Below are 22855 nucleotides of genomic sequence, written 5' to 3' on the forward strand. Positions count from 1 at the left end.
GAATATGCGTCTGTGGGGGGCAGTCGCATCCGCGGCTCTGTTGAGCGCCTGTTCGGGGGGAATAGTGCCGCCCGAAACGGCAACGGCGCGGGCACCTGCATCGACACCGGCTCGGCCGTGGGAGACTGTCGCTCGGCCGCGCGACCTTCCCGAAACTCCGATCCATTTGCCCGCGCGGCAGCCGACGCCGGCGACACCGCTGGCGGCGATGCCTGCATTTGCGGCGCCGGCCAGTGCGGCTACCGCCGCGGCCTCCGGGCGGGTTGCCGGACCTGCGCTCGACACGCTGCCGATCACGCAGGAGGGCGCCGAACGCGCGCTGACTGCGTATCGGCTGAGCTGCGGCGCGCTCCAGCGGCGCACCGATGGCACCGGGTTGACCCAGGGTGCCAACTGGGCCGAATCGTGCCGCGCCGCCTCGACCTGGCCGGTGCGTGACGCCCGGAATTTCTTCGTTCGCTACTTCGAAACGGTGCAGATCGGCGACGGCAAGGCGTTCGCCACCGGCTATTACGAACCCGAAATCCATGGCTGCCGCGAGCGGCGGGCCGGCTGCGACGTGCCGATCTACGGCGTGCCGAGCGACTTGATCGACGTCGATCTCGGCCTGTTTTCCGACGACCTCAAGGGCAAGAAGATCCGCGGGCGAGTCGAAGGCAGGAGCTTCGTCCCCTATTTCGACCGGACCGCGATTGAGGACGGCAGGCTGCACGGCCGCGCGCCGGTGATCGCTTATGCGAACGATCCGGTCGAGATTTTCTTCCTGCAGGTCCAGGGTTCGGGGCGGCTGCGGCTGCCCGATGGCGGGGTGATGCGGATCGGCTACGCTGGCCAGAACGGCCGCGACTATACCGGGATCGGCAAATTGATGCGCGATCGCGGGCTGCTCGGGCCAGGCCAGGCGTCGATGCAGGGGATCATGGGCTATCTGCGCGACCATCCCGAGGAGGGTCGCGCGATCATGCGCGAGAATAAGAGCTTCGTATTCTTCAAGGAACTGACCGGCGCGGGTCCGCTCGGCGCGATGGGACTGCCGGTGACGGGCTGGGCCAGCGCCGCAGTCGATCCCAAATTCGTGCCGCTCGGCGCACCGGCGTTCCTGTCGATGGACCGTACCGACGCGACCGGCCTGTGGGTGGCACAGGATACCGGCGGCGCGATCAAGGGCGCCAATCGCTTCGACACCTTCTGGGGCGCGGGCGACGATGCGCGGGCAATCGCCGGCGGCATGTCGGCGCGCGGGACGGCGTGGCTGCTCCTGCCCAAGGGGGTGCTCGCGCGGCTGACCGCGGCGGCGCCGACGCCGTGAAGCGGACTCTGGCGCCCGAGGAAGCGGCGCTGTGGAAACGCGTGATCGCGACGGTGACGCCGTTGGCGAAGCCCAAGCCTGCGCCTCTGGCCAAGACGGCGCCCCTTTGTTCTCCCCTCCCTGCAAAGGGAGGGGCTGGTGGGTCGATCGTAGTTGCGGGCTCGATGCCCGCTGCTACGAAGGTAGCCAAGCCGGTGAAGGTTGTTGCGTCTCCTGGGCGCGCAGACGCGCGCACCCACCCCCAACCCCTCCCTAAGAGGGAGGGGCTTGATGCTACTCTCGACGGCAGCTGGGATCGCCGCCTTTCCCGCGGGCTCGTAGCACCCGAATCCTCGATCGATCTCCACGGCCACAGCCTGTCCGCAGCCTATGACCGGCTCGATCGCGGGCTCGACCAGGCGATCCGCCAGGGCGATCGCGTGCTGCTGCTGATCACCGGCAAGCCGCCGCGGCCCGAATCCGAGCGGCCGCATGCGCGCGGCGCGATCCGCGCGGCGGTAGGCGACTGGCTCGCATCCTCGCGTCATTCGGACCGTATCGCGGCGGTGCGCACCGCGCATCCGCGCCACGGCGGCAGCGGCGCGCTCTATATCGTCCTGCGCCGCCCGCGTGCTGCACCGCCACGAAATTCTTAACTTCTGTCTGCAACATTAAACCCCGGGGACATTGAGGGGTAAGCGCGGCGACGTGGAAGGGTTTTCGCTAAAGAGCCGAGCCATCGCGTTTGCGATGTGCGCCGGGGCCGTGGCGTTCATCCTCGCCATTGCCGCAGCGTCGGAAGGCACCCTCACCGTCGAATCCGCCGGCCGCGCGCTGATCGCCGCGATCGTCTGCGGGGTGATGTGCTGGGCCTCCGCCGAACGCAGCATCGCCTCGACCGCCGGCGCGATCGACTCGGCGATCGAGCGGCTCGCCAGCGCTGCCAATGGCGATCTCCAGAGCGAAATTCCCGACGAAGTCCGCCGTTGCGTTCCGCCGCTGGCACAGGCAATGGACGGGCTGTTCCGCCAGCTTCACGAAAATCTCGAAAGCGTCCAGCGGCTGGCGATGTTCGATCCGGTGACGGGGCTCGCCAACCGCACCAATTTCCGCCGCACCGCCGAGCGGGTGCTCGCCGAACTGCCGCCCGGCGCCAGCGCCGTGCTCTATTTCATCGATCTCGACCGGTTCAAGACCGTCAACGACACGCTCGGCCACGCCACCGGCGACGTGCTGCTCGGCATGGTCGCCAATCGCCTGCGCGCTGTCGCGGACCGTTTCGCCGCCGAGGGCAGCGTTCGTCCGCCGCTGATCGGGCGGCTGGCGGGCGACGAATTCACGATGTTCTTCCCCGAACTCCGCAGCTTGCGCGACGCGGACCGGATCGGCCGCGGGGTGCTGTTCGCACTTTCCGAGCCGTTCGACCTCGCCGATCAGGAAATATCGATCGGCGCCTCGATCGGCGTGGCGATGCGGCCCGAACACGGGACGACGTTGCACGATCTGATGCGCGCAGCCGATGCCGCCATGTACCATGCCAAGGCGCTCGGGCGCGGGCGTGCAGAGCAGTTCACCGAATTCCTCGCGGCGCAGATCGCCGAGCGCGCGCAGCTCGAAAGCGACTTGCGCGTGGCGGTCGACAAGGACCAGTTTGCTCTGGTCTTCCAGCCGCAGGTCAGCGCCGTCGACGGGCGCATCGTCGGCGCCGAGGCGCTACTGCGCTGGCGGCATCCGGACGGGCTCAAGCTGCCCGGTGCGTTCATCCAGCGAGCCGAGGAGACTGGGCTGATCGTCGAGATCGGTGACTGGGTGGTCGCCAGCGTCGCCGAGACGATCTCGCGCTGGGGCAGATTGGGTATTCAGCAGCGGCTTGCGGTCAACATCAGCCAGCGCCAGATCGACCATGCCGAATTCTTCCGCCGGCTGCGCGCAGCGATGCACGCGGCGCGCGCGCCTGCCAGCCTGCTCGAGCTTGAGATCACAGAAACCTTGGCGATGCATTGCTCGAACGAAGTGCTTGAGGCGATCGCCGCGCTCCGGGCCGATGGCGCGAGCGTCGCGATCGATGACTTCGGCACCGGCTATTCGAACCTGGCGCGGCTGCGGCAATTGCCGGTCGACCGCGTCAAGCTCGATCGCAGCCTGATCGAGCATGTCGTCGATCAGCCCGAGGCGCGGACGATCGCCCAGGCAGTGATCGGACTGGTGCACGGGCTGGGATGCCAAGCGGTGGCCGAGGGGATCGAGAGCGACGCGCAGGCGGCGGTGCTCCGCGTGATCGGCTGCGACGTGCTGCAGGGCTATGCGGTGGCGACGCCGATGGCCGAGGAGGAGTTCCTCACCTGGGTGCGCGATGTCGAGCCGCGGCGGATTGCGGGCTAGGCGGCCACCCGCCGCAGCACTTCCTCGTACACGTCGGCGAGCGCCGCGAGATCCGCCAGCGCTACGGCCTCGTCGAGCTTGTGCATCGTCGCGTTGATCAGGCCGAATTCGACCACCGGACACAATTTCACCAGGTAGCGCGCGTCCGAAGTGCCACCGCTTGTCGAGAGTTCGGGTGTGACGCCGAGCTTCGCCTCGATCGCGGCCGCGACGAGCGCGGAAAGCGCGCCGGGCTGGGTCAGGAACGCCTCGCCATAGACCTTGCCCATCACGTTCGCGCCGGGCGCGTGGCGATGTACGATCGCCTCGATCCGGGCGATCAGTTCCGGGCTGTTCTGTATATCGTTGAAGCGGACCGACAGTCGGGCGCTGGCATTGCCGGGGATGACGTTGGTCGCGGGATTGCCGGTGAAGATATCGGTGACTTCGACGTTGGAGGCCTGGAACCAGGCATTGCCCTGGTCGAGGACGAGTCCGTCGATCTCGGCGAGCGCGGCGACCAGCCTGGGGATCGGATTGTCGGCGAGGTGCGGGTAGGCGACGTGCCCCTGCTTGCCGGGCACGTCGATCCAGATCACCGCCGAGCCGCGCCGGCCGATCTTGATCGTGTCGCCGAGGCGTTGCGCGGAGGTGGGCTCGCCGACGAGGCAGAGATCGGGGCGGATGCCGCGTTCGGCCATGCGCTGGATCAGCTTCGGAGTGCCGAACGTTGCCGGGCCTTCCTCATCGCCGGTGATGATCAGGCTGATTTTGCCCTCGACGGGCACGCGCGCCGCAGCGGCGACGAAGGCGGCGATCGCGCCCTTCATGTCGACTGCGCCGCGGCCGTAGAGCAAGTCGCCGCGCACTTCGGGGGTAAAGGCGCCGCTGGCCCAGCCCTCACCGGCGGGCACGACGTCGAGATGGCCGGCAAAGGCGAAATGCGGGCCGATGCTCCCGCGCGTCGCGAGCAGGTTTTCGACCGGGCCGTCGGGCGCAGCACCTTCGACGAAGCGCTCGACTGCGAAGCCGAGCGGGACCAGGGCCGCTTCGAGCACATCGAACACGGCGCCGCGGGCAGGGGTTACGCTCTCGGCGGCGATCAGCGCCTTGGTGAGTTCGACGACGTCGGGCAAAAGGCTCTCCACAATAAGCGGAGGTGGCATTGCCCAAGCTCGATCTCGATACAATCCCGCAAACCAATGCGACCGGCTATCCCTCGCCTTATTCGGACGAAGTGCAGGGGCGCTGGTATCGGCGGCTGGCGCAGGCGAGCGGGATCAGCGATTTCGGATTCAGCCATGTCACGCTCGAGCCCGGAGCCTGGTCGTCGCAGCGCCACTGGCACGAAGGCGAGGACGAATTCGTCGTGATGCTCAGCGGCGAGGCAGTGCTCGTCGACGATTCGGGCGAGACGATCATGCGGGCGGGCGACGTGGCGGCGTTTCCCAGGGGCGATGGCAACGGCCATGTCCTCCAGAACCGCAGCGGCGCGGAGTGCGTCTTCGTCGCGGTCGGGCGCCCGTCAGAAACCGACTGCCATTATCCCGACATCGACATGCATCTGTTCGCCGGCCAAGGGTTCCGGCGCAAGGACGGCGGAACCCTGTAATATTCCCTACTACGCGATTCAGCTCAGCTTCATCGATAGGGGCGTATGCCCAAGCCTATGCGTTGGATGCTTCTCTTGTCCGTGGCCGTTTTCAGCCTCGCCGATGTCGTGGCCTTTTCGGGCGCGCATCTGATCGGTCTGGGCAATGTCGCGCGCGAGCAAGTCGATACGATCCGCGTCAAGGCCGACGAATATTCGCGCGTTCCGGTCTGAACCGCTCAGCCGCTCGCCGGCATCTCGAACTGCTCGATCACCCAATCCTCTTCCTGCGCGCCGGCGATCCAGTCCTGCATGAACGGATGCTGGAGCACCGCGAGCATGTAGCTCTGCGCGAAACGCGGGACCGGAAGCGAGTACGTAACGATCCGAGTCACCACCGGCGCGAACATGATGTCGACCGCGCCGAAAGCGCCGAAGAGAAACTCCCCCTCGCCACCGAACCGCGCCCGCGCCTGCGCCCATAATTCCATGATCCGAGTCAGCTCCTGCGCGACGTCGGCGTCGGGGGCGCTCGGCGGATAGACCTGGCGGATGTTCATCGTGTGCTTGCGGCGGAGCGAGGAGAAGCCCGAATGCATCTCTGCCGCCATCGATCGGGCCATTGCGCGCGCGGCCGGGCTCTCGGGCCAGAAGCGGGTGCCGCCGGTCTTGTCGTTGAGATATTCGACGATGGCGAGGCTGTCCCACACCACCGCATCGCCATCCCACAGGATCGGCACCTTGCCTGAGGACGGGGCGAATTCGGCGCCTTCGCGGCGCTTGTCCCAGTCCTCGTCATAGAGCGGCACGACGACTTCCTCGAAGGGCAGTCCCGATTGCTTGCAGGCGAGCCAGCCGCGGAGCGACCAGGAGCTATAGGCCTTGTTGCCGATGATGAGCTTGAGCATGGCGCGGGAGATAGCGGCGCAGCCCGGCGGGGGCAATGGATGCGCGGCTCAGGCCTTTACATACACCCAGGCGCGCGTCCCCGATGCGAGCACGACTTTCTCGCGGCGGTAATTCTCGCTCTCGTAGATGTCGGCGGCGGAGAGTTCGGCGGGTGTAAGGCGAAAGACCTTGCCGGGGATCGGTGGGGCCGCGGAGTCCAGGACCAGCCCGAGGTGAATCTCGATGCCACTCGCCGCGAGCACTTCGGGGTCGCGGATCTGGACCTCCACCAGGGCATAGCCGGCGAGCACGTCATCCTCGCTTTCAAGGAGGCGGCCGAATTGCGACAGTTGGACGCTGTCGAGCTGGAGCGTGCCGTAGGAAAAGAGAAATTGGTCGGGCGCGGATGTGCTCAACCGACCGCCTCCAGCACAGCGGCCCGCAGCTCGGGCAGGCCCATGCCCTTTTCGCTCGACGTGACGATGAGGTCGGGATGCGCAGCGGGGCGCTTGCGCACTTCCAATTCGGTGCGGGCGCGGACCTCGGCAAGATCGGTCGCCTTGATCTTGTCGGTCTTGGTGAGGACGATCCGATAGCTGACGGCGGCGGTGTCGAGCATGTCGAGGATCTCGTTGTCGACATCCTTGATGCCGTGACGCGAATCGATCAAAACCAGGGCGCGCTTGAGCACGTCGCGGCCGCGTAGGAAGTCGTTGACCAGATAGCGCCACTGGCGCTGCAGGTCCTTGGGCGCCTTGGCGAAGCCATAGCCGGGCATGTCGACAAGGCGGAATTTGAGCGGCTCGCCGATGTCGAAGAAGTTGAGCTCCTGTGTGCGCCCCGGGGTGTTCGAGGTGCGCGCGAGGCCGTTGCGATTGGCCAGCGCGTTGAGCAGCGACGACTTGCCGACATTGGAGCGCCCGGCGAACGCCACCTCGGGCACCACCGGATTGGGGAGGTGCTCAAGCTTGGGCGCCGATTTGAGGAACGCGATCGGGCCGGCGAAGATCTTCCGCGCGGCCTCAATCTGGTCTTCGGTGAAGGCGTCGCTCACTTGGCCTTTGCTTCCTTCTTGACGGGCTCCTTGAGCGCCGGGTGCTGCTGGTAGAGCAGCCATTGCTGCGCCATCGTCAACACGTTCGAGGTGATCCAATAGACCTGCAGGCCCACCGCGAACGGCGCCATCAGGAACATCAGCATCCACGGCATGATCGAGAAGATCTGCTTCTGCATATCGTCCATCGGCGCGGGGTTGAGCTTGAACTGGAAGAACATCGAGATGCCGAGCAGGATTGGCACCACGCCGATCGCGAGGAACGACGGCGGGGTGAAGTTCAGCAGCCCGAACAGATTGAGCACGAGCAACGGATCTGGGGCCGACAAGTCGCGGATCCACGCGACGAACGGCTGGTGCCGCATCTCGATGGTGAGCAGCAGCACCTTGTAGAGCGCGAACATGATCGGGATCTGCAGCAGGATCGGCAGGCAGCCCGCGAGCGGGTTGACCTTCTCCTCCTTGTACAGCTTCATGATCTCCTGCTGCTGGCGCGTCTTGTCGTCCTTATGGCGTTCCTGGAGCGCCTTCATCTTGGGCTGGACCGCGCGCATCTTCGCCATCGAAGCGAACTGGCGCTGGGCGATCGGGAAGAGCAGGCCGCGGATCGTGATCGTCAGCAGGATGATCGCTACGCCGAAATTGCCGACCATGCGGAACAGCCAGTCGAGATAATAGAAGATCGGTTGTTCGATGATGCCGAACCACCCCCAGTCGATCGCGCGATCGAACTTCGCGATGCCGAGCTTGTCCTGATAATCCTCGAGCAATTTCACTTCTTTCGCGCCGGCGAAGAAATGGCTCGAATAGGTGATCTTCTTGCCCGGTGCGACGCTGAGAGGAGAGGCGAGCTGATAGTCCGCCTGGTAGCTCTTGGTCGGAGTCTGGCGTTGCTGGAGCTGGACCGGCATGCGCTGGTCGGGAACTACTGCAGTCAGCCAGTAATGGTCGGTATAGCCGACCCAGCCGCCGGTCGTAGAGAAGCCCTGCGGGCCCGCATCGACATCCTTGTAGTTCACATAATTGGCGCCGCCCTGCGCCACCGCGATCGGCCCGACATGCGCTGCCCATTGGTCGACGTCGGTCGATTTTTCGGCGCGCGAGACCAGGGCATAAGGCGTGACCGAGACCGGGCTGGTGCCGAGATTGGCGACGGTCTGGCGGACGTTGAACATATAGTTCGCGTCGACCGACAGCTCGATGCGGAACACTTGGCCGGTGGCGCTCTGCGCGCTGAGCGTGACCGGGGTGGTCGGAGTCAGCTTAGTGCCGCTCGCCTGCCAGATCGTGTCGGGGCCTGGGGCTTGCACGCCCGCACCCTGCCAGCCGAACTCGGCGAAATAATTGCCCTTGGCGCCGCTCGGCGAGAGCAAACGGATCGGCGGTGAATTCTTGGCGACGGTCTCGGCATATTGGACGAGCACCAGATCGTCGAAGCGCGCACCCTTGAGGTTGATCGAGCCGCGCAGTTTGGGAGTCTCGATCGCCACGCGCGGAGTCTCTGCGATGACGAGCTGGCGGTCGCGCAGCGCCTTGGGCGAATCGGCAGTGGGGTCGGCGCCGGGATTGGCGACCGGCTTGGTCTTGCCGCCTTCGATCCTGACCGGGGCGGGCTGTTGCTGCGGGAAGAACCAGTGCGCGATCTGCGGCCAGCCGAACAGGATCAGCGCGGCCAGCACTGCGAAGATCACGAAATTCTTTTGGTCGTCTTTTTTCACCGATATTCCCCGGAAAGGTCCGTCATGGCACGGGATCGTAGCCGTGCCCGCCCCATGGATGGCAGCGCAGGATGCGCCGCAAGGCAAGCCAGCTGCCCTTGAGCGCTCCATAGCGGCGAAGCGCTTCGATTGCATAGGCCGAACAGCTCGGCGCATAGCGGCAGCTGGGGGGCAAGATTCGCGACGGCACGAGCTGCCAGAAGCGCGCGATCAGGATGAGCAGGCGGGCGATCACCGCGCCAACTTCGCGCATGCCTTGGCGAGCTCCGCCTTGAGCGCGTCGTAATCGCGCTCGATCCCACCATTCCGGCCGATAAGGACATGGTCGGCGCCGGGAATGCCGGCATCGGGAAGCACTTCGCGGACAAGCGCACGGAGGCGGCGCTTCATGCGATTGCGCACGACGGCGTTTCCGACCTTTTTGGATACGGTAATGCCGATCCGAATCGTCGGATCGGCATCGTCACGCGCGCGCACCAGCAGGACGAAGCCGGGCATCGGCGCCCGCTTTCCCGCATTGGCGGCGAGATAGTGCTTGCGCTCGGTGAGCCGCGCGAGCGGTACGGCGGTTAGGCCGACAGCTTCTTGCGGCCGCGGTTGCGGCGGGCGCGGATCACGTTGCGGCCGCCCACGGTCGCCATCCGGCTGCGGAAGCCGTGCCGGCGCGCACGCACCAGGTTGCTCGGCTGAAAGGTCCGCTTCATCGCTCATCCTCGGTAATCTAGAACGTAAAAGGGCCGCTACAGGAGCGGCCGCGTGTCGAGTGCCCATATCCAGATGAGTCGCGCAAGTCAACGCGGGTCTGCCGGAAAACCGAGCATCTCGGCCTCGGCCTTGGCGATCGCCGCATCCTTGGCACGTTGCTGGCGCCGGCGGAAGCTGCGGCGGCGCAGCGCCATGTCGCTGTAATGGCCCAGCCGCGGCCAACGGCGCTTGAGCCGCGCGAAGTGGCGCCGCGCCCAGTTCGAGTTCTGCAGCACCAGGACGAGGCCACCCGCGAACACGAAGATGCCGCCCGGGCCGGGGATGATTCCGACCAGCGGCGTGGCGATGATCAGCACGAAACCCGTGATGAGAAGGGCGATGCGGACCAGCGGGCTCTTGCGCGAACGGGGCATGGCAGCGGATGTGGGGGGTGTGTGTTGTTCGTGCAAGACAGGCACGGGCTGTCTCCATTTCGGCGGCGATCCGTTCCACAACGGAGAAAAGCGGTTATGGTCTCGCTCCGAGGGGGTGGCCGCATGATTGCGAGCGTATCGACCGTGGCGTATCTGGGGCTGGAGGCGCGCGGCGTCGAGGTGCAGTGCAACCTCGTCGCTGGGCTGCCGAGCTTCGTCGTCGTCGGGCTGCCCGACAAGGCAGTGGCCGAGAGCCGCGAGCGGGTGCGCGCCGCGATCGCCGCGATCGGGCTGGCGCTGCCGCCCAAGCGGATCATCCTCAATCTCTCACCTGCGGACTTGCCCAAGGAAGGCTCACATTTCGACCTGCCGATCGCGTTGGCGCTGCTCGCGGCAATGGGCGTGGCCGATGCAGAGACGCTGTCGGGCTATGTGGTGGTCGGCGAGCTCGGCCTCGATGGAAGGATCGCGCCGTCGCCGGGCGTGCTGCTGGCGGCCTTGCACGCGTCGGCCGAGGGCAAGGGGCTGGTTTGCCCTGTGGCGCAGGGCCCCGAGGCAGCTTGGGCCGGGTCGGTCGAGGTCGTCGCCGCGCCCGACCTGATCGGGCTGCTCAATCACTTCAAGGGCAACCAATTGCTCCCCGCAGCACCCGCGGGCGAGATGGAAGAACCGGGACGGGGCCCCGATCTCGCGCAAGTGAAGGGGCAGGAGACTGCCAAACGCGCGCTCGAGATCGCCGCGGCGGGCGGGCACAATATGCTGATGGTCGGGCCGCCTGGTGCGGGCAAGTCGCTGCTGGCATCGTGCCTGCCCGGGATACTGCCGCCGCTCGACGCCGCCGAGGCGCTCGAAGTGTCGATGGTCGGTTCGGTGAGCGGGACGCTGTCGGGTGGCCGACTGACGCGGACGCGGCCGTTCCGCAGTCCGCATCATTCGGCGTCGATGGCGGCGCTCACCGGCGGCGGCCTCAAGGTCAAGCCGGGCGAAGTCAGCCTCGCGCATCTCGGCGTGCTGTTCCTCGACGAATTGCCCGAGTTCCAGCGCGCGGTGCTCGATTCGCTGCGCCAGCCGCTCGAGGCAGGGGTGGTCAGCGTGGCGCGGGCCAATGCCCATGTCACTTTCCCCGCGCGCGTCCAGTTGATCGCGGCGATGAACCCGTGCCGCTGCGGGCATCTTGGCGATCCGGCGCTCGCCTGCGCGCGCGCGCCGCGATGTGCGGCTGATTATCAGGCCAAGGTGTCGGGCCCGCTGCTCGATCGGATCGACTTGCATGTCGAGGTCCAGCCGGTGACCGCAGCCGATCTGGTGCTGCCGCCGCCGGCAGAGAGCTCTGTCGAAGTTTCTGCGCGGGTCGCAGCGGCGCGCACGTTGCAGTCGGCGCGCTATCGAGATGTCGCGGCGCGTACGAATGCAGAAGCCGAGGGCGAGGTGTTGGCCGAATTCGCTACGCCGGACGAAGCCGGCCGTAAGCTGCTCGCCCAGGCTGCCGAGGCGATGCGGCTTTCGGCGCGGGGCTATACCCGCGTGTTACGCGTCGCGCGGACGATCGCCGATCTTGCCGCAGTTGACGCGGTAGGGCGCATGCATGTCGCAGAGGCGCTCAGCTACCGGCGGCACGCGCCGCGAAGCTGAGGCGACATTCCGTCATCCCGCGGAAGCCGGGATCTCGTAGGGCTTATCCTTGCAGTCGCATGCGGTCGCGGCTTAGCGGCGATGGCAGGGGGCGATGCCCGCTTGCCAACGCGATGTCGACGACCCTAAGTATGATTAATAAGCTAAGAAGCAACGGGAGTGGGTTATGCGCGTCGGCCTCGGGTTTGCCAGAGCCCTTCTGATTACGGCGCTCGGCTCAAGCGCCCCCGCCACCGCGCCTGCACAGACGGTACCTCCCGGCGCCCCCGAAACCCCGCCGGTGGATCCGCAGCGCGCCTATTTGTTCGCGCACATGACCAAGGAGCATTACGGCGTGCTCTATTATTCAGTCAGCCTGGACGGGCTGCATTGGCGGCGGATCAATCGCGGCGAGCCGGTATCGCGCGATTATCACGGCCATGCTTCGATCGCGCGTGGCGGCGACGGGCGCTATTATCTGGTCGGCAACCAGAGCGACGAGGATCCGCTGATCCGCTTCTGGGTCTCGGACGACTTGATCCGCTGGTCGCCGTATGCGACCTATCGACCCGATCTCGCCGATATTCCGAACCACGCCAACGCGCTCCAGCGGATCGGCGCTCCCAAGTTGTTCTTCGATGCCGCTTCCAAGTCGTTCCTGCTCAGCTGGCACACCCCGACGGTTCCGGGCTCGAAGGAGGATCCCGAAAGCTATTGGGCGAGCCAGCGCACGCTCTACGTGACGGGCGCGGACCTTGCGAAGCTGCCCGCCAAGCCGAAGCGGCTGTTCGGCTGGAACATGGCGACGATCGATACGATCGTGCAGCCCAATCCCGCCGGCGGCTATTGCGCGGTCGTCAAGGACGAGCGCTATCCTTCCTATGGCTGGATCACCGGCAAGACGATCCGGATCAGTTGCGCGGCACGTCTGCTCGGGCCCTATCCCGAGCCCGGCCCACCGCTCAGCCCCAATTTCCGCGAGGCGCCGACTCTGATCCGGGCGCCGGTGAGCAACGACTGGCTGCTATATTACGAGCAATATGCCGGGACCAGCTACGGCCTGTCGCGCGCGCCGCGGCTGGAGGGGCCGTGGTATCAGGTGTCGAGCAATAGCGGGGTGCCCGAATGGAACCGCTACGAGATGCCCGCGGGCACGCGCCACGGATCGATACTCGCAATCAGCCGCAAGCAATATGACGCTATCGTCGCGGCATTTCCCGGGGAAGTGCAGTGAAGCGGATATTGTTCACGGCGCTTGCGATCCTGCTCGGCGGATCGACCGACGGGCCGGGGGCGTTCACCAACCCGCTGCTGCCCTCGGGCCCCGATCCCTGGATCGTGCGCGAGGGGCGGGATTATTATTACCTAGGCACGCTCGGCGACCGGATCGCGATCCGGAAGACGCGCGATCTCGGCAAGCTCGCCGAGGCCGAGGAAAAGGTCGTGTGGCGGGCGCCTTCAACCGGGCCGAACGCACAGTCGATCTGGGCGCCCGAGCTTCACCGGATTCAGGGCAAATGGTATCTCTATTACACTGCGGCCGCGGCGGGGCATGACGACGACGCGCATCGCGGGATCTTCGTGCTCGAGAATCGCGCCAAGGATCCGCAGACGGGAAATTGGACAGATCGCGGCCGGCTCGCGACGCGACACACCGGCATTGACGGCACGACCTTCGCATATGCCGGCAAGCGCTATTTCGTCTATTCGCCTTATGTGGGCCCCGACAGCAACCTCGCCATTGTAGAGATGGCCAATCCGTGGACGCTCAAGGGACCGGAGACGATCATCGCGCGGCCGGACCAGGCGTGGGAGCGCCAGGGTGGGCGCCAGATCCTGGAAGGCCCCGAGTTCCTCCCCGGTCCAGGGGGGCGTTTGTTTCTCAGCTATTCGGGCAGCGCCTGCTGGTCCGACGGTTATGCGATCGGGCTGTTGCGTGCGCCCCCCGGTGCCGACCCGCTTGACCCGGGAGCATGGACCAAGACCCCGCACCCAGTGATTGCCGGATCGCCCGCGCAGGGAGTGTACGCCCCTGGCCATAACGGCTTTTTCACGACGCCAGGCGGGACGCAGTGGATCGTCTATCATGCCAACCCGGGTCCGGATATGAAGTGCTCGGCGAAGCGCGCGCCGCGGATCCAGCGCGTAACCTTTGGCCGCGACGGACGACCGATATTCGGTGAGCCCGTACGCAGCGGCGCACTGCGCTGAACGGATGTGCGCATTCCGGTCTGGAAATCTCCGGATTGCCGAACTATAGCCCTCGCTCTGTCGATCCTCGGCTTCGTGCCGAGGGCGAGCGGGTGTGGCGGAATTGGTAGACGCAGCGGACTCAAAATCCGCCTCTGGCAACAGATTGTCGGTTCGAGTCCGACCACCCGTACCAGATTGGTACTGAGAGAGGATGAGGCAGTGCCATCGTCCTAGCGATTGCGGTGTCCAGCCGGACGCGGATTACGCTCGTAAGACGTCCCCCGATGCATTACACTCGCAAGTCATGGGAGCCCGCGCTTTGCGCTCGGACATCCCCGGACAAGAGGGTGTGATGTCGGAAGGATCGGGCGGCCCATGGGCGTCGCCGCAAGTGTCTGTGCAGCCGGGCGATTCCAGTCGCTCCGGGCCTGTGGATATGCCCGGCAGCGACCCGCGTGTCCCGACTTTCCCTGCCGAGCGCGCCGAACGCGGGATCCAGTTACTTTCGCGAATCGCAGGTCCGACGGTTTTCTTCCTCGCTTTGGCCGGGATCGTCTGGCTGTTCGTCAAGTAACGGATTGGTAGGCATTCCTCATCCGAATCGCCCAGGTTCGATAAGCCTGACCTGAAATCTCCGTCTAAACGAGTTGTTAGGGATGATCTCAGCGAATCCCTCTCCAGGCACGGGTCGTCCCAGAATCGCTTAGCGGACGGGGTGCGCGCCTTGCCTTCACTCAACAGATATGTGCTGCTGCATTGCAGCAAGGTTTTCGCGAATGTGCCGCGGAGAGCTTGCCAGCCCGGTGGTGGGCGTGTTGCGTCAAGGAGTTCGGGTGTCGCATGTCAAAGATTGACCTCGCGATCCACGGCTATCCCTCTCGAACGCCGTTCGCGACGGCGGCGAGGCGGAGCGCCAAGGTCTGGCTCTGTCTGACTCTGATCGGCGCCGATGCGCTGGCGTTGCTTGTCGGGTTCGCTATCGGCGTTCAGGTAGAGCAGCCCGAAGTCATTTCGAGCGAGGTGTGGACGATGCTGTTCGGCGGCATCCTCGTTCATGCCGGCATCGCCTTCCAGAACCAGGCCTATGCCACCAAATGCCTGACCAGCGCGCAGACGACCAGTCGGCAAGCCCTGCTGTCGATCGCCGGAACCTTGTTGATCTTTTTGCTGGTGGTGTTCTCGCTCAAGGTGACCGGCCACCTTCCCCGGTTCGCGCTATCGATCGGGATCGTCTCGTCGGCGGTCTTGATTGTCAGCCAGCGGCTGTTGATCTGTCACCTCGTGGGGCGCGTCTACGGCAATCGCCTGCACACCGAACTGGTTATCGTGGATGGTGGGAATGTACCAGATGCGTGCCTGGGCAGCGATATTGTCGATGCCGGGGTCGCGGCGTTGCGCTCTGACCTCGACGATCCCTACATGCTCAACCGGCTTGGCATGCTGCTCCGGCATTACGACCGCGTGGTGATCAGCTGCGCGCCCGAGCGGAAAGGCGAATGGGCACAGGTGCTCAAGGGCGCCAACATCCTCGGCGAGATCATCGTCCCTGAGATCGGCGACCTCGGCCCGCTTGCGGTGCACCAACTCAATGGCGTGACCACCGTGGTGGTGTCGCGCGGGCCGCTCAATCTGGCCAATCGCGCGAAGAAACGTGCGCTCGACATCGCGCTGACCGTGCCGGTGCTGATCGCCTTGTTGCCGGTGATGATCGCAGTGGCGATCGCCATTCGGCTCGAATCGAGCGGCCCGATCTTCTTCCGCCAGGAGCGGATGGGGCGGGGCAACCGCATCTTCCCGATCCTCAAATTCCGCAGCATGCGGGTCGAGACCAGCGATTCGAGCGGAACGCGTTCGGCGAGCCGCGACGACGATCGCATCACTCGCGTCGGCAGGCTGATCCGCCGGACCAGCGTGGACGAGCTTCCCCAGTTGATCAATGTGCTGCTGGGCGAAATGAGCCTGGTCGGGCCACGCCCGCACGCGCTCGGCTCGCTCGCCGGCGACGAACTGTTCTGGCGCGTCGACCGCCAATATTGGCTTCGCCACGCGCTGAAGCCCGGTATCACCGGGCTCGCGCAGGTCCGCGGCTTCCGTGGCGCGACCGAGCATCGCCGTGACATCATCAACCGGCTCGAAGCCGATCTCGAGTATCTCCAGGGCTGGAGCTTGTGGCGCGACTTCGGCATCCTGGCGAAGACCGCGCAAGTTCTGGTGCATAAGAACGCATATTGAGCGACGAGCGGGGCCCGTGCAGCGCGCGTTAACGATAGCTGCCAAGCTCGCATAAAGGATTTTCGGCCATAGCCGGTCCTCGGGCAACGAGGGTCTCGAGCAGTGGCGGACAATCTGATGATGGCGAGCGACGACACGGGATCTGCCGAGCAACTCCAGGCGGAGCCGCTATGGCTGATGCCGGCGGACTTTCGCGAGCCGATCGCCGAGCGGCTCATCGAAACCGGCTCGCGTTGGGCCGGAATCGCCAGCTTCGTCGTCGCGCTCGGCGCGATCGGTCTGTGGCTGATGGGCTGAACCCACGCGCCGGAAATGCCGCCGGCCCGATGGTTAACAGTTCAGAAACGAACAGTCGTGCCTTAGGCGCGACCAACTGCTTCCGCTGCTGTGGGCAGCGCCGACCGAACCCGCTAGCGTGACCAAATTGCTGCATTGCAACGAGGTCACGAGCGCGTGTTTAGCTCTGACGAAAGAGTATCTGATCTAAATTCTCTCGCAACTGCGAACGAATGCGGAGCTTTGCGGCGACGTGTTTCAGCAGCGCGGCAGATGCCTCTTCTGGTGGCCGGGAGCATGCTGTTCGGCGCGCTGTCGGGCAGTCCTGCGCATGCACAGGATGAGCGACGCGCAAGCCGTCCGCAGCAGGCGGAGCAAGGGCTGCGAATCGCGCCGTCGCTGACCGCCGTCTATGACGACAATATCTATCGCGTCGATTCGCGTACCGGGGATCCGGTTGCCGATGTGATCGTCACGCCTGCGATCGAGGCACGGTACGACCGCGACATCGGAGTGCGCGCGATCAGCCTACGCGCGCTCGCCGGCTATGATCGTTTCCTGTCCGAAAGCGGCCGAAGCAAGCCGCGCTTCGAGCTCGAGGGATCGGGCAAATTACCGATCGCCGGGCAATGTTCGATCCGCCCGCTCGCCAGCTATCGCCAGCAGCGTGCTGATTATGGCGACATCAACAGCGCCAGCGAGAACCTCCAGAAATTCTCCAGCCTCGGCGTTTCGGCGGACTGTGAGCGCGCGGCGGGCCTGTACCCGGTGGCCGCCTGGCGGCGCGACACCACCCGCAACGGCGACGGGTTCGACTATGCCGACCAGACCAGCAATCTCTACCGTGCCGGTATCGGCTATGCGCGGCCGAGCCTCGGCAAGCTGACGGCTTATTACGAGCGCGTCGTCAGCGATCGGCCCGCACTCGCGTTGGAGAATCGCAGCAATGCTTATGGCTTGGTCTTCTCGCGGGCAGTATCGCCGCTCACGTCGATCGACGCCGATGTCCGTTGGATGCAGGTGACCAGCAGTTCGGCCGCTATCGGCGATTATGACGGGCCGGGCTGGGCAGTGCGCGTGTCGACGATGGCGATCCCGCGGGTGAAGCTCACCGGCTCGACCGAGCGGACGATCGTCAACGACAGCCTGATCGCCACTGGCTTCGCGGTGCGCACCGCGCACCGGATTTCGGCCGAGATCGCGCTGAGCGAACTGACCACGATCGGCGCGTTCGGCGAATTGGTCCGCCGCGAATTCCGCCACGACGCGGCGATCCGGCCGTTCAACTATACTCGCGATCGTACTAACCAATTCGGTTTGCTGGCCACACGCAAGCTGACCGAGCGCTTCGCGCTCGATCTGTCGCTGGCCCGCCTCGATCGCTCCACGAACAGCGACGTTTCCAATTACCGTGCAACACGCGTGGCGCTTGGCGCCACCATGAGGTTTTAACCGATGAGGAACATTTCCCTGAACCATCGACTCGTCTCTGCGGCACTCGCTGCGTCTATCCTCGCGCTGTCGGCGACGGCACAGACCAGCGGTGCGGGCGCCCCAGCCGCACCCGAGGGCTATCGCCTCGGTCCCGACGATGAGGTCAAGGTGCTCATTTACGGTCAGCCCGATCTTTCGGTCACTACCCGGGTCAAGGCCGACGGGACGATCCGGCTCGCGATGCTCGGCGCAGTCGACGTGCGCGGGAAGACCACTGCCGAACTCGCAGATGCGATCGCCGTCGGCTACGCCAAGGGCGGCTATCTCGAACGGCCGTCGGTCAATGTCGAGATGTCGCAGTTCGTCAGTCGGTTCGTGACGGTGCTCGGCAACGTCCCGCAGGCCGGCAATTATCCGCTCGACCGGCCGTACAGCGTCGCCGCGATGCTCGCCAAGGCGGGCGGCGCCACCGCGACCGGCGCCAACGCAGTGGTCCTCACCCCCGCCGACGGCAGCGGCGCGGTGCGGATCTCGCTCGCCGACATGAATGCCGGCGCCAGCCGGCGGCTCGCCCCAGGCGACATCCTGTTCGTGCCCCCCGCCGAGAAAATCTATGTCTACGGCCAGGTGCAGGAGCCAGGCGCGTTCAACTTCGTCCCCGGCCAGACCTTCCGCCAGGCGCTCGCGCTTGCCGGCGGACCCACGCTCGCCGGCTCGACCAAGCGCATCAAGGTGCGCCGTGCGGGGAAGGAAGTCGACGGCATCAATCTCGACGACGCGGTCCAGCCCGAGGACGTGCTGGTCATTCGCGAGAAGCTGTTTTGAGCGCGGCGTACAATTGGAGGCACGGCATGGGCTGGAGCGAGCGATTGCAGCATTGGCTGCGCGGGCTGCTTGGCGGGGACACCGGTAGGCGCATTCCCGCACGGCTCGAATATGTCGCGCCGGTGGAAGACGCGCCGATTTCGGCGGGGCGTGCCGCTCCCGCGCAGCCGAACATCGCCTTCCGGCGCAACGCAGTGTTCACTGCGTTCAACACCGCAGTGCCGGTCAGCGATCGCCACGGTCTCGCCGGGCGCAAGAAGGAGCTCGCCCGGCTGGTCGACGCCGTGGTCAAGCAGCGCAAGCACGCGCTGATCTACGGCGCACGCGGATCGGGCAAGACTTCGCTGGCGCGGGTGTTCGGCGATCTCGCCGACGAGGCGGGCTGCGTCGCGCTGTACGGCTCGGCGAGCGAGGGGACCGACGTGGACGGGCTGTTCCGCCCATTCCTCGATGAACTGCCGCTCCAGCGCGGGAGCGCGACGATCCCGGCGGACCGGCCGATGGGCGTCCAGCAATTCGCCAATTTGTTCGTTCAGGGGGTCACCCAGCACACGCTGCTGATCGTCGACGAATTCGATCGCGTGACCACCGAGCGGACCCGGCACGAAGTCGCGTCGCTGCTCAAGCTGCTCACCGACATGCACTCGTCGGTGCAGATCGTGCTGGTCGGCATCGCCGGCAATGTCGACGGGCTGCTCGCGGCGCACCCGTCGCTGCGGCGGCATCTGTTCGCCCAGCCGGTGGCGCCGATCGAGCGCGACGAGCTTGCCGGATTGCTGTGGCTTTGTGCGCAGCAAGCGGGGCTCGCGTTCGAGGAAGATGCGGTCCAGGCGATCGTCTCGGCGGCGATCGGTTCACCCTATCATGCGCGGGTGTTCGGAATGCACGCGGCATTGAGCGCCGAAGCCGCCGGGCGCGAACGGATCACGCTGGCCGACGCGCAGAAAGGCCTTGCCGAAGCACTCGCCGAATGGAGCGAGCTCACTCCGGACATGTGCACCGTGTTCGAGCGCGCGCTGAGCCAGGCAGGTTCGCTGCGCGGGATGATCGCGCTGGCCGGTGTGCTCGCCGCACACGCGCCGGTGCTTACTTTCGAGCGTCTCACAGCGGCGGGAATCGACCTGTTCGGTGACGAATTGGGCGGTCCCGCCGCGGTGGACCGCACGATCAGCCTGATCGCGCCTGCCCTGAGCGAGGACGGCATGCCCGGCGAGCTCCAGTTCGCCGATTCGCTGTCGCCACAATTCCTCGTGCTGATGGTCAACGGTGCGGGACTGCGCCCGCGCGAGGCGCTGCCGGTGGCGCGCGACACGCGCGACGCACGTGCGCTTCTCCAGGGAGTGGGGCTATGACGATCAAGGCAGCCGATCTGATCGAAGCGCTCAAGGCGCGCTGGCTGCTGGTCGTGGCGATCGCGGGCGTACTGTTCGCGATCGTCGCAGGCGTGGCGATGATGCAGCCGCGGCAATATCTGGCGACTTCGTCGTTGTTGCTCGATCTGTCGCAGACCGACCCGACCGACAGCGTCCAGCAGCAACAGGGGCGGGTGGAAACCGATTCGATCATCGCGACCCAGCTCGACCTGATCAAGAGCGCCAAGGTGATCAACCTCGTCGCCCAGCGCGCCGGCTTCGTCGACGCGACCCCGGCCGATCTTCCCGCCGAGGCGCGGCTGCAACAGGCGGCGGCGAGGGTCCGCGCGGGGCTCAACGTCGCGACCGGGCGGCAGAGCAATGTGCTCCAGATCCAGTTCCTCGATGCCGATCCGGCGGTCGCCGCGCGCGTCGCCAACCTGACGGCGGCGATCTACATGCGCGAGCAGGTCAGCCTGCGCGCGACGGCGGCACAGGGCTCGGCGAAATGGTTCGAGGGGCAGACAGCCGACGTCCGCCGCCGCTACGAAGTCGCGCAGAAGAAGCTCTCAGACTTCCAGCGCGCGCACGACATCATCGGCATGAACCGCATGGATCTCGAAGCCGAGAAGCTCAAGAACCTGTCGGCCTATCTAACTCAGGCGCAGGCTGACGCCGCCGCCGCGCATTCCAAATCGGGATCGGCCGCGGTGCCCGAGGTGGCGACGGCATTGGTCGTCCAGAACATCCAGGAAGCGATCGCCACCCAGGCGGCCAAGGTCGCTGAACTCAGCAAGTCGCTCGGGCCCAATCATCCGCAGATGATCGCCGCCAAGGCGCAATTGGGCGAATTGCAGGGCCATCTCCGCGAAGCGCGCGCCGGCCAGGCATCGTCGATGACCGCCAATAGTGGTGCCGCCACTCGTCGCGAAGCTGAGCTTCGCGGCGAGATGTCGGCGCAGGAGGATCGCATGATCCGGATGTCGGGAGTGCAGGACCAGTTGATGGTGATGCAGCGCGACGTCGAGGCGGCGCGCCAGACCTATGACACCGTCCGCCAGCGCTTCAACGAGGCCGCGCTCAAGAGCCAGATCTCGCAGCCTAATGCGAGCTCGCTCGACGCGGCATCGGTGCCGCTGTTCCCCGCACGGCCCAACCTGCCCTTGTGGTTCGTCGCGGGCGCGGTGCTGGGGCTGCTCGCCGGCGTTGCGGTGGTGGTGCTCGGCGAGATCCTGCGTCCACGGGTGCGGACCGCCAACGGGCTTGCCGCAGCGACCGAAGTCGAAGTGATCGCCGATCTTTCCCCCAAATCGCGGGCCGTCGAAGGCCTGGTCATGCCACGTCAGGAGGCTGCATGAGGCTCCGTTCCACTGCGGGCGCAAACCCGCTGTTCGCCGAATCGGGAAGTGCCGAAGCGTCGTCCCGAATTGGCCTCGGGCTGCTCGCGGCTGGGGACGAACGCGTCGATCCTTTGGTCACCGCGGCATTCGACGCCGATCATCCTTATGTCGCCAAGGTGCGGAAAGTGCGCGCCAAGCTGCTCGCCACTGCGCGCGAGGCGCGTGGCGCAGAGGGCAGGCTGCGGCTTGCATTGCTCTCGCTGCAGGGCGGCGACGAGGCCTCGATCCTCGCTGCTAATCTCGCGACGGTGATCGCGCAGATGGACGGGCCGACGATCCTCGTCGACGCCGATATCGAGCGGCCCTCGCTCGATCGATTGCTGCGGCTGCCCAATCGGATCGGGCTCGCCGAGCAATTAGGCGGAATGGCGCTTCGCCTGCCGGTGCTGCAGGCCGCGGTGGAGCAGCTGTGGCTGATGCCTGCAGGCCAGGCCGCGGGTGGCACCGCAACTCTAGTCGAGAAGGGGTCGCTGGCCGAGGCCGCGCAGGGCTGGAACCTGCCAGAGGCAAATCTGCTGGCCTATCTCGCCGAGCGTCCGCGCGGGGGCACCGCCTTTGGCAACATCCTCGAGAAGTTCGACGCAGTTGTGCTGGTTACGCGACGCGGCGTGACGCCGGTGTCCGAGGTTCGCCGGGTGATCGACGATCTCGACCGGCATCACGTTCCGATCGCCGGCTCGGTGGTCGGCTGAGGGGCGTGGCGATGCATGGAACCACGATCGGGCTACCGCTGGGCAGCAGCGGTACCGGAAACCCTTCGGAAACCGTTCGGATCGGCGGTGTGCCGGTGTCGACGCTCTCGTTACGCGGGCTGATCGACAAGATGCTGCGCGAGGCGCCACCGCGGCTTGCGGCGGGCGCGAGGCCCTGGCTGGTGTTTGACTGCAACGGCCACGGGCTGTCCCTCAATGCCACCGATCCGGCTTTCGCACGTGACCTCGCGGAAGGAGATCTGATCCACGCCGACGGGCAAGTGATCGTCAAGGCGTCGCATTGGGTGGGTGGGCCGGCGATCGCCGACCGATCGAGCACCACCGACATGTTCATCGACAGCCTGCGCGGTGCCGCGACGGGGAAGGTGCGTTACTATCTGCTCGGCGGCACCGAGCAAGTGAACAAGGCTTGCGCCGACAAGATCTGCGCAGACGCGCCGGGCCTGGAACTGGCGGGGCGCCGCAACGGCTTTTGGAAGGCGGACGAGGAACAGGCAGTGATCGACGCGATCAATGCCGCCGCGCCCGACGTGCTCTGGGTCGGCACCGGCAAGCCGCGCGAACAGGCGTTTTGCGTGCGCAACCGCGACCAGATCAAGGCCGGGTGGATCGTCACTTGCGGCGGCCTGTTCAACTACATTACCGGCGATTATCCGCGCGCGCCGATGTGGATGCAGAATGCCGGGCTCGAATGGCTGCACCGCATGGCGACCAATCCGCGGCACCTCGCCTGGCGTTATCTCACCACCAATCCGCATGCTCTGTACCTGATCTGGAAGCACCGGAATGGCTGAGGCGCCT

General features: G+C 66.0%; 25 protein-coding genes and 1 tRNA gene. 17 read left to right on the top strand and 9 right to left on the bottom strand.

The genetic code is table 11. From position 1 onward, the window contains the following. The first annotated feature begins 4 nt into the window (after nt 1-4). Genes mltA through E5A73_RS18585 form a run of 3 tightly spaced genes read left to right on the top strand, consistent with a single transcriptional unit; the run spans nt 5 to nt 3670 of the window. The gene (mltA, locus tag E5A73_RS18575; protein WP_135965330.1) at nt 5-1309 is read left to right on the top strand and encodes a murein transglycosylase A; all 1305 of its coding nucleotides are present in this window, start codon (nt 5-7) and stop codon (nt 1307-1309) included. Beyond that, nucleotides 1306-1944: a Smr/MutS family protein gene (locus E5A73_RS18580; protein ID WP_168355989.1), complete on the top strand. Its 639-nt coding sequence runs from the start codon at nt 1306-1308 to the stop codon at nt 1942-1944. Before mltA ends, E5A73_RS18580 begins: the two co-directional genes overlap by 4 nt. Nucleotides 1945-1996: 52 nt before the next feature. Then, on the top strand, nt 1997-3670 hold the full coding sequence (locus tag E5A73_RS18585; RefSeq protein ID WP_135965331.1) for a putative bifunctional diguanylate cyclase/phosphodiesterase: 1674 nt from the start codon (nt 1997-1999) through the stop codon (nt 3668-3670). Here E5A73_RS18585 and dapE read toward each other — a convergent pair. Next, on the bottom strand, nt 3667-4815 hold the full coding sequence (dapE, locus tag E5A73_RS18590) for a succinyl-diaminopimelate desuccinylase (protein ID WP_135965332.1): 1149 nt from the start codon (nt 4813-4815) through the stop codon (nt 3667-3669). The genes E5A73_RS18585 and dapE overlap by 4 nt on opposite strands. Here dapE and E5A73_RS18595 point away from each other — a divergent pair. Further along, nucleotides 4815-5261 (top strand): cupin domain-containing protein, encoded by a 447-nt coding sequence (locus E5A73_RS18595; protein ID WP_135965333.1) that lies wholly within the window; start codon nt 4815-4817, stop codon nt 5259-5261. The two genes, dapE and E5A73_RS18595, sit on opposite strands and share 1 nt — an antisense overlap. Nucleotides 5262-5342: 81 nt before the next feature. Next, nucleotides 5343-5474 (top strand): hypothetical protein, encoded by a 132-nt coding sequence (locus tag E5A73_RS21935; protein ID WP_276605817.1) that lies wholly within the window; start codon nt 5343-5345, stop codon nt 5472-5474. Between the two features lie 5 nt (nt 5475-5479). Here E5A73_RS21935 and E5A73_RS18600 read toward each other — a convergent pair whose 3' ends face one another. The 8 genes from E5A73_RS18600 to E5A73_RS18635 all read right to left on the bottom strand — a co-directional run bounded on the left by E5A73_RS18600 (nt 5480) and on the right by E5A73_RS18635 (nt 10018). Continuing rightward, entirely contained in the window at nt 5480-6148 is a 669-nt protein-coding gene (locus E5A73_RS18600; protein ID WP_135965334.1) for a glutathione S-transferase family protein, read from the bottom strand. A 48-nt stretch (nt 6149-6196) separates the two neighbouring features. Beyond that, nucleotides 6197-6544 carry a gamma-glutamylcyclotransferase family protein gene (locus tag E5A73_RS18605; protein ID WP_135965335.1) on the bottom strand — a complete coding sequence of 116 codons (348 nt, stop codon included), beginning with the start codon at nt 6542-6544 and terminating at the stop codon, nt 6197-6199. Then, on the bottom strand, nt 6541-7182 hold the full coding sequence (gene yihA / locus E5A73_RS18610) for a ribosome biogenesis GTP-binding protein YihA/YsxC (RefSeq protein WP_240700258.1): 642 nt from the start codon (nt 7180-7182) through the stop codon (nt 6541-6543). The genes E5A73_RS18605 and yihA overlap by 4 nt, the downstream gene beginning before the upstream one ends. Beyond that, the gene (gene yidC, locus E5A73_RS18615; RefSeq protein WP_240700259.1) at nt 7179-8900 is read right to left on the bottom strand and encodes a membrane protein insertase YidC; all 1722 of its coding nucleotides are present in this window, start codon (nt 8898-8900) and stop codon (nt 7179-7181) included. Before yidC ends, yihA begins: the two co-directional genes overlap by 4 nt. A gap of 22 nt (nt 8901-8922) precedes the next feature. Continuing rightward, nucleotides 8923-9135: a membrane protein insertion efficiency factor YidD gene (gene yidD, locus E5A73_RS18620; protein ID WP_135965389.1), complete on the bottom strand. Its 213-nt coding sequence runs from the start codon at nt 9133-9135 to the stop codon at nt 8923-8925. After that, the gene (gene rnpA, locus E5A73_RS18625) at nt 9132-9398 is read right to left on the bottom strand and encodes a ribonuclease P protein component (RefSeq protein ID WP_240700260.1); all 267 of its coding nucleotides are present in this window, start codon (nt 9396-9398) and stop codon (nt 9132-9134) included. Before rnpA ends, yidD begins: the two co-directional genes overlap by 4 nt. A gap of 71 nt (nt 9399-9469) precedes the next feature. After that, nucleotides 9470-9604, bottom strand: coding sequence for a 50S ribosomal protein L34 (gene rpmH / locus E5A73_RS18630; RefSeq protein WP_066813008.1), 135 nt, complete (start codon nt 9602-9604; stop codon nt 9470-9472). Between the two features lie 87 nt (nt 9605-9691). After that, nucleotides 9692-10018, bottom strand: coding sequence for a PGPGW domain-containing protein (locus E5A73_RS18635; protein ID WP_240700261.1), 327 nt, complete (start codon nt 10016-10018; stop codon nt 9692-9694). Nucleotides 10019-10141: 123 nt separating this feature from the next. Between E5A73_RS18635 and E5A73_RS18640 the strand changes: the two genes are divergently transcribed. From E5A73_RS18640 to E5A73_RS18695, 12 genes are all read left to right on the top strand, one after another. Continuing rightward, nucleotides 10142-11650 carry a YifB family Mg chelatase-like AAA ATPase gene (locus tag E5A73_RS18640; RefSeq protein ID WP_135965338.1) on the top strand — a complete coding sequence of 503 codons (1509 nt, stop codon included), beginning with the start codon at nt 10142-10144 and terminating at the stop codon, nt 11648-11650. Between the two features lie 166 nt (nt 11651-11816). Then, nucleotides 11817-12863: a glycoside hydrolase family protein gene (locus tag E5A73_RS18645; protein WP_135965339.1), complete on the top strand. Its 1047-nt coding sequence runs from the start codon at nt 11817-11819 to the stop codon at nt 12861-12863. A gap of 5 nt (nt 12864-12868) precedes the next feature. Beyond that, on the top strand, nt 12869-13840 hold the full coding sequence (locus E5A73_RS18650) for a glycoside hydrolase family 43 protein (protein ID WP_240700272.1): 972 nt from the start codon (nt 12869-12871) through the stop codon (nt 13838-13840). 88 nt (nt 13841-13928) lie between these two features. Next, nucleotides 13929-14015 (top strand) — tRNA-Leu (locus tag E5A73_RS18655). Between the two features lie 647 nt (nt 14016-14662). Then, nucleotides 14663-16054 carry an exopolysaccharide biosynthesis polyprenyl glycosylphosphotransferase gene (locus tag E5A73_RS18660; protein WP_135965341.1) on the top strand — a complete coding sequence of 464 codons (1392 nt, stop codon included), beginning with the start codon at nt 14663-14665 and terminating at the stop codon, nt 16052-16054. Between the two features lie 102 nt (nt 16055-16156). After that, nucleotides 16157-16351, top strand: coding sequence for a hypothetical protein (locus E5A73_RS18665; protein ID WP_135965342.1), 195 nt, complete (start codon nt 16157-16159; stop codon nt 16349-16351). Nucleotides 16352-16603: 252 nt separating this feature from the next. Then, nucleotides 16604-17782, top strand: coding sequence for a porin family protein (locus tag E5A73_RS18670; protein ID WP_240700262.1), 1179 nt, complete (start codon nt 16604-16606; stop codon nt 17780-17782). Nucleotides 17783-17785: 3 nt separating this feature from the next. After that, the gene (locus E5A73_RS18675; RefSeq protein ID WP_135965343.1) at nt 17786-18589 is read left to right on the top strand and encodes a polysaccharide biosynthesis/export family protein; all 804 of its coding nucleotides are present in this window, start codon (nt 17786-17788) and stop codon (nt 18587-18589) included. A gap of 26 nt (nt 18590-18615) precedes the next feature. Beyond that, entirely contained in the window at nt 18616-19941 is a 1326-nt protein-coding gene (locus E5A73_RS18680) for an ATP-binding protein (RefSeq protein WP_135965344.1), read from the top strand. After that, nucleotides 19938-21299, top strand: a complete 1362-nt coding sequence (locus E5A73_RS18685; protein ID WP_135965345.1) for a GNVR domain-containing protein — start codon at nt 19938-19940, stop codon at nt 21297-21299. The genes E5A73_RS18680 and E5A73_RS18685 overlap by 4 nt, the downstream gene beginning before the upstream one ends. Continuing rightward, nucleotides 21296-22033, top strand: a complete 738-nt coding sequence (locus E5A73_RS18690) for a P-loop NTPase family protein (protein WP_135965346.1) — start codon at nt 21296-21298, stop codon at nt 22031-22033. Before E5A73_RS18685 ends, E5A73_RS18690 begins: the two co-directional genes overlap by 4 nt. Nucleotides 22034-22044: 11 nt before the next feature. Next, nucleotides 22045-22848, top strand: a complete 804-nt coding sequence (locus tag E5A73_RS18695; RefSeq protein ID WP_135965347.1) for a WecB/TagA/CpsF family glycosyltransferase — start codon at nt 22045-22047, stop codon at nt 22846-22848. Nucleotides 22849-22855: the final 7 nt, after the last annotated feature.

It is taken from the genome of Sphingomonas gei (genome assembly GCF_004792685.1).
In the GTDB taxonomy this organism is placed as follows: domain Bacteria; phylum Pseudomonadota; class Alphaproteobacteria; order Sphingomonadales; family Sphingomonadaceae; genus Sphingomonas; species Sphingomonas gei.